This window comes from Pseudomonas sp. SG-MS2, from assembly GCF_009933855.1.
GTDB classification, from domain to species: Bacteria; Pseudomonadota; Gammaproteobacteria; order Pseudomonadales; family Pseudomonadaceae; genus Aquipseudomonas; species Aquipseudomonas putida_E.
On the sequence record NZ_MOMO01000230.1, the window covers coordinates 61,532 to 76,602 of the forward strand.

Below are 15,071 nucleotides of genomic sequence, written 5' to 3' on the forward strand. Positions count from 1 at the left end.
AGCCGCGCGTGCAGCCACGTACACTGATTACCTGCCTGAGCCTGCTGTGCCTGTTGGCGGTATGGCTGTCCCTCGCGTTTGGCCCTGTGAGCTTGCCGCTGTTCGATACCTTGCGCGCGGGCCTGCGGTTATCGGGGCTGCGCATCGATGGCGAAGGCCTGCAGCAGGCCGAAATGATCCTGGGCCAGATTCGCCTGCCACGCACACTGCTGGGTTTGGCAGTGGGGGCGGTGCTGGCGCTGTGCGGTGTGGCCATGCAGGGGTTGTTCCGCAATCCGCTGGCCGACCCTGGGCTTGTGGGTGTCTCCGCCGGTGCCGCGATGGGCGCCGCAGTGGCTATCGTTGGCGGTAGTTGGTTTGGCGGCATGCCTGAGGCTTTCGCACCTTACTTATTGTCACTGTGCGCCTTTGCCGGCGGCCTCGGGGTCACCGCGCTGGTCTATCGCCTTGGGCGGCGCGACGGGCAGACCAATGTGGCCACAATGTTGCTGGCCGGTGTAGCCATGACTGCGCTGGGGGGCGCGGCGGTTGGCCTGTTTTCCTACCTGGCCGACGATGCCACCCTGCGCACGCTGACCTTCTGGAACCTGGGCAGTCTCAATGGTGCCAGCTACGACCGGCTGTGGCCGTTGCTGATCGTTGCCGCAGGCGTCGCGCTGTGGTTGCCGCGCCGGGCGCGGGCGCTCAATGCCTTGCTGCTGGGCGAGTCCGAGGCTCGGCACCTGGGGATCGAGGTGGAGCGGCTCAAGCGCGAGTTGGTGTTCTGCACGGCCTTGGGTGTGGGAGCGGCCGTTGCGGCGGCGGGGCTTATCGGCTTCATCGGCCTGGTGGTACCGCACCTGGTGCGCTTGCTGGCCGGGCCTGATCACCGCGTGGTGTTGCCCGCCTCGTTGTTGGCCGGCGGCGTGCTGATGCTGCTCGCCGACCTGGTGGCACGCTTGGCGCTGGCGCCGGCCGAGTTGCCGATCGGTATTGTCACGGCATTTATCGGTGCGCCGTTTTTCCTGGTTCTGCTGATCAGAGGGCGCAGCTGATGTTGCAAGTCGAGGGCCTGTACCTGCGTCGTGGTGGGAATGAAGTACTGCAAGACCTCCACCTGCAATTGCACCCGGGCCAGGTCATGGGCGTGCTCGGGCCGAATGGTGCAGGCAAGAGCAGCCTGCTGGGCGTGCTGTGTGGCGAGCTGTCGCCCGGCCAAGGAAGCGTGACGCTGCTGGGCCGGCCGTTGGCCGATTGGCCTGGGCAGGCGCGGGCCAGGCGCCTGGCGGTGTTGCCGCAGGTGTCCAGCCTGGGCTTTGCGTTCAGGGTCGAGGAAGTGGTGGGCATGGGGCGAATGCCGCATGACAGCGGCCAGGTGCGTGACGCTGAGATCGTTGAGGCGGCCCTGCGCGCGGCGGATGCCTGGCACCTGCTGGGTCGCAGTTACCTGGCTTTGTCGGGCGGAGAGCGGCAACGGGTGCATCTGGCCCGCGTACTGGCTCAGCTTTGGCCGGGTGAGGAGGGGACTACGCTGCTGCTTGACGAGCCGACCTCGATGCTCGACCCCTTGCACCAGCACACCACCTTGCAAGCCGTGCGCAGTTTTGCCGATCGCGGCGCAGCGGTATTGGTGATCCTGCATGACCTGAACCTGGCGGCGCGCTACTGTGATCGTATCCTGTTGCTCGAAGGCGGCCGTGCCCATGCTCTGGCGTCGCCGCAGGAGGTATTGACGCCCAGGGCGCTCAAGGCCGTGTTCGGCATTGACGTATTGGTGCAGGCCCATCCGGAACGGGGGCATCCGCTGATCATCACCCGCTAGGAGGCGTTGCCGATGCATCATTCCTTACTGTCTGGCGCGTTGCTGGGCTTGTTGCTGGCGTTGGGTGGCTGCCAGGCCAGCTCGCCGCCGTTACCCGCCTGGCAGAGTAGCGAGGGGCGTGACAGCGCAGACCTGGGGCAAATCCACGACCTGGCCAGTGGCAAGGTCATCAGCCCGGAACAACTGGTCGAGCAACTGGCTGGCGTACCGCGAGTGCTGGTAGGCGAAAAGCATGACAATGCCGACCATCACGCCTTGCAACTTTGGTTGATCCGCGCCATGCAGGCCCGGCGTGCCCAGGGCAGCCTGCTTCTGGAAATGCTGCAACCGCAGCAGCAGTCACGGGTCGATGCGGTTGAAGGCCAGGCCCGGTTGCCGCAGGACCTGCCCAAGGCCCTGGCGTGGCAGGAGGGCTGGGACTGGCAGCTGTACGGGCCGATCGTACGTGAAGCACTGGGTAACCATATTCCCCTTCTGGCCGCCAACCTGTCGCCTGGCGAAATGCGCCAGGCCTACCGGCAGGCGGCGGCGGTGCCGGGGGCGCAGTCCAATGCCCCGTCAGTAAAGGCGGCATTGCTCGAGCAGGTGAGGGCCGGGCACTGTAATTTGCTCCCCGAGAGCCAGTTGCCGGCCATGCTGGCCGTTCAGCAACAACGCGACCGGCGCATTGCCGAGCGGCTGCTGGCAGCGCCGCAGCCTGCCTTGTTATTGGCCGGTGCATTCCACGCACGCAAGGACCTGGGCGTGCCGCTGCACCTTGCCGACCTGGGGGCCGAGGGGCAGAGCAAAGTGCTGCTGCTGGCCGAGGTCGGTCAGCAGGTCGAGGCGGGGATGGCAGACTTTGTGTGGTATACGGCTGCGATGCCGGAGCAGGACTATTGCGCACGGTTGCGTAGGTAGACGGGGAAGCGCCGGCGCTGACAATGCAGTGACAAGCAAAAAAAAGACCCGGCAAAAATGCCGGGTCAATAACCGTGATTAGCCTGATGAGGAGATAATCTGAGAGTCCGAACCAGGGGCTTTCAGCTTATCCAACCAGTCTCGCGACCAGTTGTGATAATCATAACGATTCTCATTATCGAGTCAATCCCCATCTGATGTTTATTTTGCATTTTTTTGCGCAGGGCATTTCGCATCCAGTTGTTGATTGAGCGCTTGCTTGCGCTCGGCCGGCAAATCGTTCCAGTGCATGTCCAGCAGCGCGCCTTCAATGGCGTACAGCAACACCTTCGACGCCCGGAATCCTCGGGTTTTCACGGCCTGGTACGCACCTACCGCGCCGAGTCGACGCAAATCCGATGCACTGTGGATACCGGCCGCATGCAACCACTGCGCGGAGGTCTTTCCAAGATTCTTCAGATGCTGCAATTCATCGTTCATCGAGCCTCCTTGCGATGGCTGAACGGGTATTAGGGGATAAATCGCGAGCAGGTCAGAGAGGAGTGTAGCGGGGGTTGGAAAATGCGCGGCCTTTTGCCATCGGGGGCGACGAGATGCCCTGTTTGCGGTGGGTGCAGGAATGCGGGCCGGCCAGTTGCCGGCCCGAATTGCGTTGAATCAAAGACCGGGCAAACGCTGACGGATCTGGTCGATCACCTGGTCCATGCTGCTGGCCTCCTGAGTATCAACACGTGTGCTCTGCTGCAGTTCAACGTCATCCAATGGCTCACGGCTGGCCTGCTGTGCCTTGACCACTTCCAGGGTGGCGTCCGACGGGTCGCTATTCTGGGCCAGGCGCTGCGCCAGCCAACTGGCGATGACCGCCTCCGGTGCCTGGCAATCGAGGATCAGCAGTGGCACGCCGGTATCGCTCGCGACCTCGGCTGCGGCCTTGCGGTGTTCGTGCTTGAGGTAAGTGGCATCGAGCACTACCGGGAAGCCTGCGCGCAGGATGGTCGCGGCAAGCTGGTGCAGGCGCTGGTAGGTGGCGGTGCTGGCATCGGTGTCGTAGATGCCGGTTTGCAGTTGGCCTGCTTCGGCTTTCTGCTGTTCACCGAACAGGCGCTTGCGCTCCACATCGGAACGCACGCGCACGGCGCCCAAGGCTTCGACCAGGCGCATGGCGACGTGGCTCTTGCCCACGGCCGAGACGCCATGGGTGATGGCCAGCAGGCGCGAAGGGATGGCGCTGTAGCTTTCAGCCAGGTTGGCGTAGTTGCGGTAGGTGCGCAGGCTGGTGGCGCGCTGCACGCCATCGGCATTGGCCGGCATGCTGAACAGGGCGATCTTGGCGCGGACCAGTGCGCGGTAGGCCTTGTAGAAGTTCAACACTTCCAGGCCTTCATAGTCGCCGGTCAGCTCCAGGTACTGGCTGACGAAGCGCCGCGCCAGGCATTTGAGGCCGCGGTCTTCCAGGTCCATGGCGAGGAAACCGGTGTCGGCCCAGACGTCGGTCATGCGGAACGGTTCATTGAACTCGATGCAGTCGAAGATCACCACCTTGCCATCGATCACAGTGGCGTTACCCAAATGAATGTCGCCATGGCATTCGCGGGTGAACCCATTGGCCTTGCGCGCCGCGAACAGGCCTTCAAGGCGTTCGAAACTGCTGCGCGCCCAGGCCTGCAGGTTGTCCAGCTGCTGCAGGTCGGCCTTGTCACTGAGGAATGGGCGGATCTGCTCGAAGTTCTGCTCGACCGGGGCCATGACGCTTTCAGGTGAGCCATAGGGCTGCTCGGCGGGCACTTTCGGAGTTTGCAGGTGGAATTCGGCGATCTGCCGGGCCATTTGGTCGATGTGTCCGGCATTGAGTTCACCGTTGGCCTGCAGGGTGTTGAGCATCTGCCCCTGCGGGAACTGGCGCATTTTCAGCGCGTACTCGATCGCCGCACCTTCACCGCCGAGCTGCGGGGCTTCGGCGCTGCCAGTGATCGGCAGCACTTCCAGGTACAGACCGTCGGTCAGGCGCTGGTTCAGGCGCAACTCTTCGTTACAGAAATGCTGGCGCTGATCAAGCCCGGTGAAGTCGAGAAAGCCGAAATTCATCGGCTTCTTGATCTTGTAGGCGTATTCGCCAGTGAGCAGGACCCAGGAGATATGCGTCTCGATGAGTTGGAACCCGTCCACGGGGTGAGGGTAGAGGGCAGGGTTCTGCAACGCTTTGATCAAGGCTTGGCTCACGGGAAATCCTTCCGGGGGCAGGGAATTCGAAGGCGCCATTATGGTCAATGGTGCCGCCCCTGCATACCGCCAGAGGGCGCCTGCCCAGCCTTTACAAAGTGCGTATAATCCGCCGCCATGACTCGAACCCGAAATTCCCGTACTCCTAAGAAACGCCCGACCGGCCGCTCGCGCGCCTGGCTGGGCTGGGCGTTGAAGCTCAGCCTGGTTGGCCTGGTGATCGTTGCCGGCTTCGCGGTTTACCTCGATGCTGTCGTCCAGGAGAAGTTCTCCGGCAAGCGCTGGACCATCCCTGCCAAGGTGTACGCCCGGCCGCTGGAGCTGTTCGTCGGCCAGAAGCTGAGCAAGAACGACTTCCTCACCGAACTCGATGCCCTCGGCTACCGGCGTGAAAGCGCGGCCAATGGCCCGGGCGCTGCGGCTGTCAACGGTAACACCGTCGACCTCAACACCCGCGGCTTCCAGTTCTACGAGGGTATGGAGCCCGCGCAGTTCGTGCGTGTGCGCTTCTCCGGCGACTACGTTGCCGGGCTGTCCGGCGCCAACAATGGCAAGCTGGATGTGGTGCGCCTCGAGCCGTTGATGATCGGGGGGATCTACCCGAAGAACCTCGAGGACCGCATCCTGATCAAGATCGATCAGGTGCCGCCGTACTTGCTCGAAACCCTGGTGGCAACCGAAGACCGAGACTTCTACAGCCACTTTGGCGTGTCGCCAAAGTCCATCGCACGCGCAATGTGGATCAACACCTCCTCCGGTTCCATGCGCCAGGGTGGCAGTACCCTGACCCAGCAGTTGGTGAAGAACTTCTACCTGACCAGCGAGCGCACCCTCAGCCGCAAGCTGACCGAAGCGATGATGGCCGTACTGCTGGAGATGCACTACGACAAGCGCGAAATTCTCGAGGCCTACCTCAACGAGGTGTTCGTCGGCCAAGATGGCCAGCGCGCCGTGCATGGCTTCGGCCTGGCCAGCCAGTTCTTCTTCAGCCAACCGCTGTCGGAGCTCAAATTGCACCAGATCGCCCTGTTGGTGGGTATGGTCAAAGGGCCGTCCTACTACAACCCGCGTCGCCACCCCGAGCGGGCTCTGGCGCGGCGTAACCTGGTCCTGGACCTTGTGGCCGAGCAGGGCGTTGCGAGCCAGGAAGCGGTCGATGCGGCGAAGAAGATGCCGCTGGGCGTGACCAAGCGAGGCAGCCTGGCCGACAGTTCGTTCCCGGCCTTCCTCGACCTGGTCAAGCGCCAGCTGCGCCAGGACTATCGCGACGAAGACTTGACTGAAGAGGGCCTGCGCATCTTCACCAGTTTCGACCCGATCCTGCAGATGAAGGCCGAAACCTCGATGAATGAGACCTTCAAGCGTCTGTCGGGGCGCAAAGGCGCTGACGAGGTCGAATCGGCGATGGTCGTGACCAACCCGGAAACCGGTGAGGTACAGGCCCTTATCGGCAGTCGTCAGGCCGGATTCGCCGGCTTCAACCGTGCCATCGATGCCGTGCGGCCGATTGGCTCGCTGGTCAAGCCGGCGGTGTACCTGACCGCGCTGGAGCAGCCGAGCAAGTACACCCTGACCAGCTGGGTGCAGGACGAGGCGTTTTCGGTCAAGGGCGCCAATGGCCAGGTGTGGCGCCCGCAAAACTATGACCGCCGCCCGCATGGCACCATTTACCTGTACCAGGGGCTGGCCAACTCCTACAACCTGTCGACCGCCAAGATCGGCCTGGAAGTGGGGGTGCCCAACGTCATCAAGACCATCGGCCGGCTCGGGGTCAATGTCGACTGGCCTGCGTTCCCGGCAATGCTGCTGGGGGCCGGTGGCATGTCGCCGATGCAGGTGGCGACCATGTACCAGACCATCGCCAATGGCGGTTTCAATACGCCGATGCGCGGCATCCGCAGTGTGCTCACCGCCGAAGGTGAGCCGCTCAAGCGTTACCCGTTCCAGATCCAGCAGACCTTCGATCCGGGCTCCATCTACCTGGTACAGAACGCGATGCAGCGGGTGATGCGCGAAGGTACCGGCCGCTCCGTGTACAACGTGCTGCCCAGGTCGCTGACCCTGGCGGGCAAGACCGGTACCAGTAACGACTCGCGTGACAGCTGGTTCTCAGGCTTCAGCCAGGACCTGCTGGCGGTGGTGTGGATGGGCCGTGACGATAACGGCAAGACGCCGTTCACTGGCGCCACCGGTGCCCTGCAGGTGTGGACCAGCTTCATGAAGAAGGCTGACCCGCTGCCGCTGGACATGCCGCAACCGGACAACGTGGTACAGGCCTGGATCGACCCCTACAGTGGGCAGGGTTCCGACGCAAGCTGTCCGGGGGCGGTGCAGATGCCGTATATTCGCGGGAGCGAACCGCCCGCCGGCGCGATCTGTGGCGGCGAGCAGAATCCGGCAGAATCGGTCATGGACTGGGTCAAAGGCTGGATGAATTAAGCCCTGGCAGCATTGATGAGGTGTGAAGTGAAAAAGTGGTGGTTTCCTGCCGTGACGGCACTGGTGGTGCTGCAGGGCTGTTCCAGCGTTCAGCGTGGCAACATCCCGGTTGTGGACTCAAGCACACGGGTGTCCAACAGTGAACGCGTGACGGCCAACCGCTCGGCGGCCGGCATCAGCAATGGCACCTCGCAGGCGCAGACCCTGCCTGAGGACTCCGGCGTGACCGTGATGATTCCGCAAGGTGCCGGTGCCACGGGCATCCAGACGTTCCCGGCAGGCAATGGCGTGGCCCCGATCAGCGCCACGCCGATTACCACTGGCCCCGGCACATCTGCACCGATGACGACCAACCCCAACCCGATCGCCGACGAACCGTTCGACATCGCGTCGATGAACAGTGCCCCGGCCGCTGCCAGCGCGCCAACCGGCATTCCGCGCAGCAGTGCGGCATCCGGGGGGCTGTCGGCTGACGAGCAGCTCGATGGCCCGGTGCTGGCATTGTTGACCACCGCCCAGTCGCAACAGGGCAGTGGCGACTTCAACGGTGCGGCCTCGAGCCTGGAGCGCGCCCAGCGCATCGCCCCGCGTGAGCCGCAGGTACTGTTCCGTCTGGCGCAGGTGCGCCTGTCCCAGGGCGATGCGGCGCAGGCCGAGCAATTGGCGCGCCGTGCCCTGACCTATGCCAATGGTCGCCCTGACCTTCAGGCCGAGCTGTGGAACACCATCGCCCAGGCCCGTGAGAAGCAGGGTGACAGCGCCGGCGCCGCGCTGGCCCGGCAAAAAGCGCGGGTCAACTCCTGATGATCGAGCAGCGCATTCTGGACATCGCCGACCACCTGCTGCTCATCGAGCGTGAGTTGATCGTGCAGGGCTGGTGGGCTGACGAGCCGCCAAGCGATGAGGCGCTGGCCAGCACAGTGCCTTTTGCGGTCGATAGCATGAGCTTCGAGCAGTGGCTGCAGTGGATATTCCTGCCGCGCATGAAGATCATCATCGAGCTTGGTCAACCGCTGCCCAACGCCTCGAGCATTCTGGTGATGGCCGAGACGGTGTTCGTCGACCGGCCGGAGCAGAGTCGTGAGTTGCGGCGCCTGCTGGCAGAGTTCGATCAATTGATCGCTGCTTGAGCCTGATTTCTTCTCTTTTTCCTTCAGGGGCCGCAGATTGTGGCCCTTTTTTGTGGAAAAGTTATTTTTCCTGCTGCTGTGTCGGTTTTTAGTGGTGGCAGGAATTCATCTTGAGGAAAAATTGGCAATAATTTTTCTTGACTTGTAGCCGCCAAATCACAAGAATCCAGTTTCCGCTTTAGAGGGACTGCCAGAAGCAGACCCGCTAAGCAGATCATGAGGCGCACACCCGCGCCGACCTGTTACACCCCGCAACGCGTTACCTCGCGCTGGGTGGGATAACCCCGCAACACTCAGGGGTGCTCCCAATACTTGCTCAGTCAGTGCTGACGTTCGCTCATGCTCTGCTTGGCAGTAAACCTATTAAGACCCGTCCACTAGGGACGGTATTCTGGCGTTTTAGAGGTGAACAACGTGGAGCTTTTATCTGGCGCTGAGATGGTCGTCCGCTTCTTGCGTGACGAAGGCGTTAAGCACATCTACGGGTACCCTGGTGGTGCTCTCCTGCATGTTTACGACGCCCTGTTCAAGGAACCGGAAGTCGAGCACATCCTGGTTCGTCACGAGCAGGCTGCTACCCATATGGCGGACGGCTACGCCCGCGCCACCGGCAAGGCCGGTGTGGTGCTGGTAACCTCCGGCCCGGGCGCGACCAATGCCATCACCGGTATTGCCACCGCTTACATGGACTCGATTCCGATGGTCATCCTGTCCGGCCAGGTGCCTAGCACCATGGTGGGTACCGATGCCTTCCAGGAAACCGACATGATCGGCATCTCGCGGCCGATCGTGAAGCACAGCTTCATGATCAAGCACGCTACCGAGATCCCTGAAGTTCTGAAAAAAGCCTTCTATCTGGCGCAATCCGGCCGTCCAGGCCCGGTCGTGGTCGACATTCCAAAAGATATGACCAACCCGGCCGAGAAGTTCGAATACGTCTATCCGAAGAAGGTCAAGCTGCGCTCCTACAGCCCGGCAGTGCGTGGCCACTCCGGCCAGATCCGCAAGGCTGCCGAGATGCTGCTGGCTGCCAAGCGTCCGATCGTCTATGCCGGTGGCGGTGTGATTCTCGGTGGTGGCTCCGAAGCGCTGACCGAAATCGCCAAGTCGCTGAACCTGCCAGTCACCAATACCCTGATGGCCCTTGGCTGCTTCCCGGGTACCGACCGCCAGTTCCTGGGCATGCTCGGCATGCACGGTAGCTACACCGCGAACATGGCCATGCACAATGCCGATGTGATTTTCGCGGTCGGCGCACGCTTCGATGACCGCGTGGTCAATGGCCCGGCCAAGTTCTGCCCGAATGCCAAGATCATTCACATCGACATCGATCCGGCGTCGATCTCCAAAATGATCAAGGCCGATGTGCCGATCGTGGGCCCGGTCGACAGCGTGTTGAACGAGATGCTGGGCATCCTCAAGGAAATCGGCGAGCAGCCAGACAAGGCAGCGGCCGAAGCCTGGTGGAAGCAGATCGACGAGTGGCGCGGTAATGGCGACCTGTTCCCCTACAACAAGGGCGACGGCAGCGTCATCAAGCCGCAGACCGTCATCGAGACCTTGTGCGAAGTGACCAACGGCGATGCTTTCGTCACCTCCGACGTCGGTCAGCACCAGATGTTCGCAGCACAGTACTACCGCTTCAACAAGCCGAACCGCTGGATCAACTCCGGTGGCCTGGGCACCATGGGCTTCGGTTTCCCGGCAGCCATGGGCATCAAGCTCAATTTCCCGGATCAGGACGTGGCCTGCGTGACTGGCGAAGGCAGCATCCAGATGAACATCCAGGAGCTGTCCACCTGCATGCAGTACGGCCTGCCGGTGAAGATCGTCAACCTGAACAACGGCGTGCTGGGCATGGTCCGTCAGTGGCAGGACATGGCCTACAACGGCCGTCACTCGCACTCCTATGTCGAGTCGCTGCCTGACTTCATCAAGCTGGCCGAGGCCTATGGCCATGTGGGTATCCGCATCACCAGCCTGAAGGACCTCAAGCCGAAGCTCGAAGAAGCCTTCGCGATGAAGGACCGCCTGGTGTTCATCGACATCGCGGTCGACCGTACCGAGCACGTCTATCCGATGCAGATCAAGGATGGCTCGATGCGTGACATGTGGCTGAGCAAGACGGAGCGTACCTGATATGCGGCACATCATTTCCCTGCTGCTGGAAAACGAACCCGGTGCTCTGTCCCGCGTGGTCGGCCTGTTCTCCCAGCGCAACTACAACATTGAAAGCCTGACCGTGGCGCCCACCGAAGACCCGACCCTGTCGCGTCTGACGCTGACCACCGTTGGCCATGACGAAGTGATCGAACAGATCACCAAGAACCTCAACAAGCTGGTCGAAGTGGTCAAGCTTGTCGACCTGTCGGAAAGCGCTCACATCGAGCGTGAACTGATGCTGGTCAAGGTCAAGGCCACCGGTGCCCAGCGTGCCGAGATCAAGCGCACCACGGACATCTTCCGTGGCCAGATCGTCGACGTTACCGCCAGCGTGTACACCTTACAGCTCAGTGGTACCAGCGACAAACTGGACAGCTTCATCCAGGCCATCGGCACTGCATCGATTCTCGAAACCGTGCGCAGTGGCGTCACCGGCATTGCCCGTGGCGACAAAGTGCTCAGCATCTGAATTCAAAAATTAGCGATGGCTCCGCAGGGGCCGAGATATAACCAGGGGTATTTCATGAAAGTTTTCTACGATAAAGACTGCGACCTTTCCATCATCCAGGGCAAGAAAGTCGCCATCATCGGTTACGGTTCCCAGGGCCACGCCCAAGCGTGCAACCTGAAGGACTCCGGTGTAGACGTTACCGTCGGTCTGCGTAAAGGTTCGGCTACCGTTGCCAAGGCTGAAGCCCACGGCCTGAAAGTGGCCGACGTCGCCACCGCCGTCGCTGCTGCCGACCTGGTCATGATCCTGACCCCGGACGAGTTCCAGGGCGCTCTGTACAAGAACGAAATCGAGCCGAACATCAAGAAAGGCGCCACCCTGGCCTTCTCCCACGGTTTCTCGATCCATTACAACCAGGTCGTTCCACGTGCCGACCTCGACGTAATCATGATCGCGCCGAAGGCCCCGGGCCATACCGTGCGTTCCGAGTTCGTCAAAGGCGGCGGTATCCCTGACCTGATCGCTATCTACCAGGACGCCTCCGGCAACGCCAAGAACGTCGCCCTGTCCTACGCTTCGGGCGTTGGTGGCGGCCGTACCGGCATCATCGAAACCACCTTCAAGGACGAGACTGAAACCGACCTGTTCGGTGAGCAGGCCGTTCTGTGCGGCGGTACCGTCGAGCTGGTCAAAGCCGGTTTCGAAACCCTGGTCGAAGCTGGCTACGCGCCGGAAATGGCCTACTTCGAGTGCTTGCACGAGCTGAAGCTGATCGTCGACCTCATGTACGAAGGCGGCATCGCCAACATGAACTACTCGATCTCCAACAACGCCGAATACGGTGAGTACGTCACCGGTCCGGAAGTCATCAACGAAGAATCCCGCAAGGCCATGCGCAACGCTCTGAAGCGCATCCAGGACGGCGAGTACGCGAAGATGTTCATCTCCGAAGGCGCCACCAACTACCCATCGATGACCGCCAAGCGTCGCAACAACGCCGCTCACGGTATCGAAGTCATCGGCGAGCAGCTGCGTTCGATGATGCCGTGGATCTCGGCTAACAAAATCGTCGACAAGACCAAGAACTGAGTCTTATCGAATGACGAAAAACGCGGCTTCGGCCGCGTTTTTTCGTTCTGGCATTCAGCTTCTGGTATAAAGCAGACCAGTGGCCTGCCGTCAGAACCTGTTTCGCGGGCCCGTGTCGAACATTTTCCATCCTGTTGCAAGGTACCCTCCATGAGCGAACGTCCCGAAGAGCCGAACAAGCCCTCCGACGCCGAAAGCCTGCTACCTGTCGATGAGCACGTTGAAGAAGGGCATGATGCCGAAGGGCGCAAGGTGCGCCATCGCGGTATCTATCTGTTGCCCAACCTGTTCACCACCGCCAACCTGTTTGCCGGTTTCTATTCCATAATCAACTCGATGAGCGCGCAGAGCGCCCTCAGTGCTGGCGACCCGCGCGAGGCGAGCAAGTACTTTGCCTTTGCCGCCATCGCCATCTTCGTGGCCATGGTGCTCGACGGCCTCGATGGCCGTGTCGCCCGCATGACCAACACCCAGAGCGCCTTCGGGGCCGAGTACGACTCGTTGTCGGACATGGTCGCCTTCGGCGTGGCCCCGGCCCTGCTGGCCTTTGGCTGGGCGCTGGGCGACATGGGCAAGGTCGGCTGGATGGTCGCCTTCATCTATGTGGCCGGTGCCGCGCTGCGCCTGGCGCGTTTCAATACCCAGGTCGGTACTGCCGACAAGCGCTACTTCATCGGCCTGGCCAGCCCAGCTGCCGCTGGTGTGGTCGCCGGTACCGTATGGGCCTTCAGCGACTATGGTATCCAGGGCTCCAAGTTGTCGTTCCTGGTGGCACTGCTGGTTGCCGCCGCCGGTATGTTGATGGTCAGCAACATCAAGTACAACAGCTTCAAGGAGCTCGACCTCAAGGGCCGCGTGCCGTTCGTGGCGATCCTGGCGGTGGTGCTGGTGTTTGCCGTGGTATTCAGCGACCCGCCGCGCATCTTGCTGCTGATTTTCCTTGCCTACGCCGCTTCTGGTCCGATCCAGTTCCTGCTCAAAGGCCGCCATCGTAAATCCTGAATGATTTAATGATGGAATAACCCTGCGGCTCCATAGTCTTACTGGTACATCCGTTAACCAGTGCTGTGGAGCCGTCATGCTCATAAAGCTTCCCAGGTCTTCCGATTGCAAGGCATCGGAGATCACTCCCGAAAGCATCTACCTTTCCCGTCGTACCCTGTTGGGTGGCTCCATGGCCGGCGTTGCGCTGGGTGCGATGCCCTTTGCGGCGCGCGCGGCCCAAACATCGCGTTACGCAGATGTCGAGGCAGGCAACGCACCGGCCTGGTTCACCAGCAAGCTGGCTGACACGCGTTGGCAAGCGGTGACGGTAAAAGACGAGGCGATCACGCCCTTCAAGGATGCCACTCATTACAACAACTTCTATGAGTTCGGGCCTGATAAAGGCGACCCCGCCGCCAATGGCGGGAGCCTGAAGACCGAACCCTGGTCGGTGGTGGTCGATGGTGAGGTTGGCAAGCCCGGGCGTTATGCGCTGGAAGACTTTGTCAAACCCTACGCGCTTGAGGAGCGTATCTATCGGTTACGCTGCGTGGAGGCCTGGTCAATGGTCATCCCCTGGTTGGGCTTTCCCCTGGCCCAAGTGCTCAAGCAGGTTGAGCCGACCTCAAAGGCGCGTTATGTACGGTTCGAGACCCTGCAGGATCCGCAGCACATGCCTGGGCAGCGTTCGGGCTTCGCGTTGATCGATTGGCCGTACGAAGAGGGCTTGCGCCTGGATGAGGCGATGAACCCGCTGGCCATCCTGGCGGTCGGCATGTATGGGCGCGAGTTGCCCAACCAGAACGGTGCGCCGCTGCGCCTGGTGGTGCCGTGGAAGTACGGGTTCAAGAGTATCAAGTCGATCGTGCGGATCAGTCTGGTGGCCGAACGGCCGCGCACGACCTGGGAGAGTCTTGCGCCTGATGAATATGGTTTCTATGCCAACGTGAACCCCGAGGTCGATCACCCGCGCTGGAGCCAGGCGCGCGAACGGCGCCTGCCCAGTGGCCTGTTCAGCCCCAACGTGCGACAGACACAGATGTTCAATGGCTACGCCGATGAAGTGGCGTCGCTGTACGCTGGCCTCGACCTGCGGAAGAACTATTGATGCGTTATCCCTGGCTGCGCCTGGCTATCTTTATAGTGGGTTGTCTGTTTCCGCTGTGGTGGTTGTATGAGGCGGCGATGAACCTGCTCGGACCGGACCCGGGGAAGATCCTTATGGATCGGCTTGGGCTGGGGGCGTTGATCTTCCTTTTGATCACGCTGAGCATGACGCCGCTGCAGAAGCTGACAGGCTGGTCGGGGTGGATCGTTGTGCGTCGGCAACTGGGGTTGTGGTGTTTTGCCTATATCGTGCTGCACCTCCTTTGCTACCTGTTCTTTATCCTGGGGCTGGATTGGGGGCAGTTTGCCGTCGAGCTGCGCAAGCGGCCGTACATCATTGTGGGGGCGCTCGGCTTCCTTGGCTTGCTGGCGTTGGCGGTGACTTCCAATCGTTACAGTCAGCGGCGCTTGGGCGCGCGCTGGAAGAAACTGCACAAGCTTGTGTATGTGATTCTCGGCTTGGGTCTGCTGCACTTCCTGTGGATTGTGCGCTCCGATCTGCGCGAGTGGGCGATCTACGCGGCCATTGCTGGCGTGTTGATGGTGCTGCGGGTGCCGGCGGTGGCGCGGCGAGTGCCTCGAATCATGGGGCGTCGGGGAAGGGTGGCTTCCTAGGCGCTAAAAGGACAATGGCGAACACCTGCTGTGCTTGATAGGGCCATTTCCGCCTATATTTCAATTTCTTGAAATTAAGCCTTGACGGGCGTTCGAATCCCCTTATAATTCGCCCCACTTCCAGCGTAGTCGGAACGAGAAACTCCTTGAAATTCAAAGAGTTGCTTAATCC

At 61.5% G+C, this 15,071-nt stretch carries 14 protein-coding genes; 12 read left to right on the plus strand and 2 right to left on the minus strand.

Annotation, left to right across the window (positions count from 1 at the left end):
• Window positions 1-50: 50 nt before the first annotated feature.
• The 3 genes from BLX42_RS20255 to BLX42_RS20265 are packed head-to-tail and all read left to right on the plus strand — an operon-like array spanning window position 51 to window position 2,701.
• Window positions 51-1,034, plus strand: a complete 984-nt coding sequence (locus tag BLX42_RS20255; RefSeq protein ID WP_161872483.1) for an iron ABC transporter permease — start codon at window positions 51-53, stop codon at window positions 1,032-1,034.
• The gene (locus BLX42_RS20260; protein WP_161872477.1) at window positions 1,034-1,801 is read left to right on the plus strand and encodes a heme ABC transporter ATP-binding protein; all 768 of its coding nucleotides are present in this window, start codon (window positions 1,034-1,036) and stop codon (window positions 1,799-1,801) included. Before BLX42_RS20255 ends, BLX42_RS20260 begins: the two co-directional genes overlap by 1 nt.
• Window positions 1,802-1,813: 12 nt before the next feature.
• On the plus strand, window positions 1,814-2,701 hold the full coding sequence (locus BLX42_RS20265; RefSeq protein WP_161872478.1) for a ChaN family lipoprotein: 888 nt from the start codon (window positions 1,814-1,816) through the stop codon (window positions 2,699-2,701).
• Window positions 2,702-2,902: 201 nt separating this feature from the next.
• On the opposite strand, the gene BLX42_RS20270 is transcribed toward BLX42_RS20265, so the two are convergent.
• Both BLX42_RS20270 and BLX42_RS20275 read right to left on the minus strand, forming a co-directional pair.
• Window positions 2,903-3,181, minus strand: coding sequence for a TfoX/Sxy family protein (locus BLX42_RS20270; protein ID WP_012312680.1), 279 nt, complete (start codon window positions 3,179-3,181; stop codon window positions 2,903-2,905).
• Window positions 3,182-3,358: 177 nt separating this feature from the next.
• Window positions 3,359-4,921, minus strand: coding sequence for a bifunctional aminoglycoside phosphotransferase/ATP-binding protein (locus tag BLX42_RS20275; protein WP_161872479.1), 1,563 nt, complete (start codon window positions 4,919-4,921; stop codon window positions 3,359-3,361).
• 117 nt (window positions 4,922-5,038) lie between these two features.
• Between BLX42_RS20275 and mrcB the strand changes: the two genes are divergently transcribed.
• The 9 genes from mrcB (at window position 5,039) to msrQ (ending at window position 14,899) form a co-directional block, all read left to right on the plus strand.
• Window positions 5,039-7,360: a penicillin-binding protein 1B gene (mrcB, locus tag BLX42_RS20280; RefSeq protein ID WP_115273557.1), complete on the plus strand. Its 2,322-nt coding sequence runs from the start codon at window positions 5,039-5,041 to the stop codon at window positions 7,358-7,360.
• Between the two features lie 15 nt (window positions 7,361-7,375).
• The gene (locus tag BLX42_RS20285) at window positions 7,376-8,164 is read left to right on the plus strand and encodes a M48 family metallopeptidase (RefSeq protein ID WP_161872480.1); all 789 of its coding nucleotides are present in this window, start codon (window positions 7,376-7,378) and stop codon (window positions 8,162-8,164) included.
• On the plus strand, window positions 8,164-8,490 hold the full coding sequence (locus BLX42_RS20290; protein WP_012312684.1) for a YqcC family protein: 327 nt from the start codon (window positions 8,164-8,166) through the stop codon (window positions 8,488-8,490). Before BLX42_RS20285 ends, BLX42_RS20290 begins: the two co-directional genes overlap by 1 nt.
• A 414-nt stretch (window positions 8,491-8,904) precedes the next feature.
• The gene (locus tag BLX42_RS20295) at window positions 8,905-10,629 is read left to right on the plus strand and encodes an acetolactate synthase 3 large subunit (RefSeq protein ID WP_161872481.1); all 1,725 of its coding nucleotides are present in this window, start codon (window positions 8,905-8,907) and stop codon (window positions 10,627-10,629) included.
• A 1-nt stretch (window position 10,630) separates the two neighbouring features.
• The gene (gene ilvN / locus BLX42_RS20300) at window positions 10,631-11,122 is read left to right on the plus strand and encodes an acetolactate synthase small subunit (RefSeq protein ID WP_161872482.1); all 492 of its coding nucleotides are present in this window, start codon (window positions 10,631-10,633) and stop codon (window positions 11,120-11,122) included.
• A 54-nt stretch (window positions 11,123-11,176) separates the two neighbouring features.
• Entirely contained in the window at window positions 11,177-12,193 is a 1,017-nt protein-coding gene (gene ilvC, locus BLX42_RS20305) for a ketol-acid reductoisomerase (RefSeq protein WP_012312686.1), read from the plus strand.
• Between the two features lie 150 nt (window positions 12,194-12,343).
• Window positions 12,344-13,195, plus strand: coding sequence for a CDP-diacylglycerol--serine O-phosphatidyltransferase (pssA, locus tag BLX42_RS20310; RefSeq protein WP_012312687.1), 852 nt, complete (start codon window positions 12,344-12,346; stop codon window positions 13,193-13,195).
• Between the two features lie 76 nt (window positions 13,196-13,271).
• A complete protein-coding gene (gene msrP, locus BLX42_RS20315) occupies window positions 13,272-14,285 on the plus strand; it encodes a protein-methionine-sulfoxide reductase catalytic subunit MsrP (protein ID WP_046788178.1) in 1,014 nt (337 codons plus the stop codon).
• Entirely contained in the window at window positions 14,285-14,899 is a 615-nt protein-coding gene (gene msrQ / locus BLX42_RS20320; protein WP_046788179.1) for a protein-methionine-sulfoxide reductase heme-binding subunit MsrQ, read from the plus strand. The genes msrP and msrQ overlap by 1 nt, the downstream gene beginning before the upstream one ends.
• Window positions 14,900-15,071 lie beyond the last annotated feature (172 nt).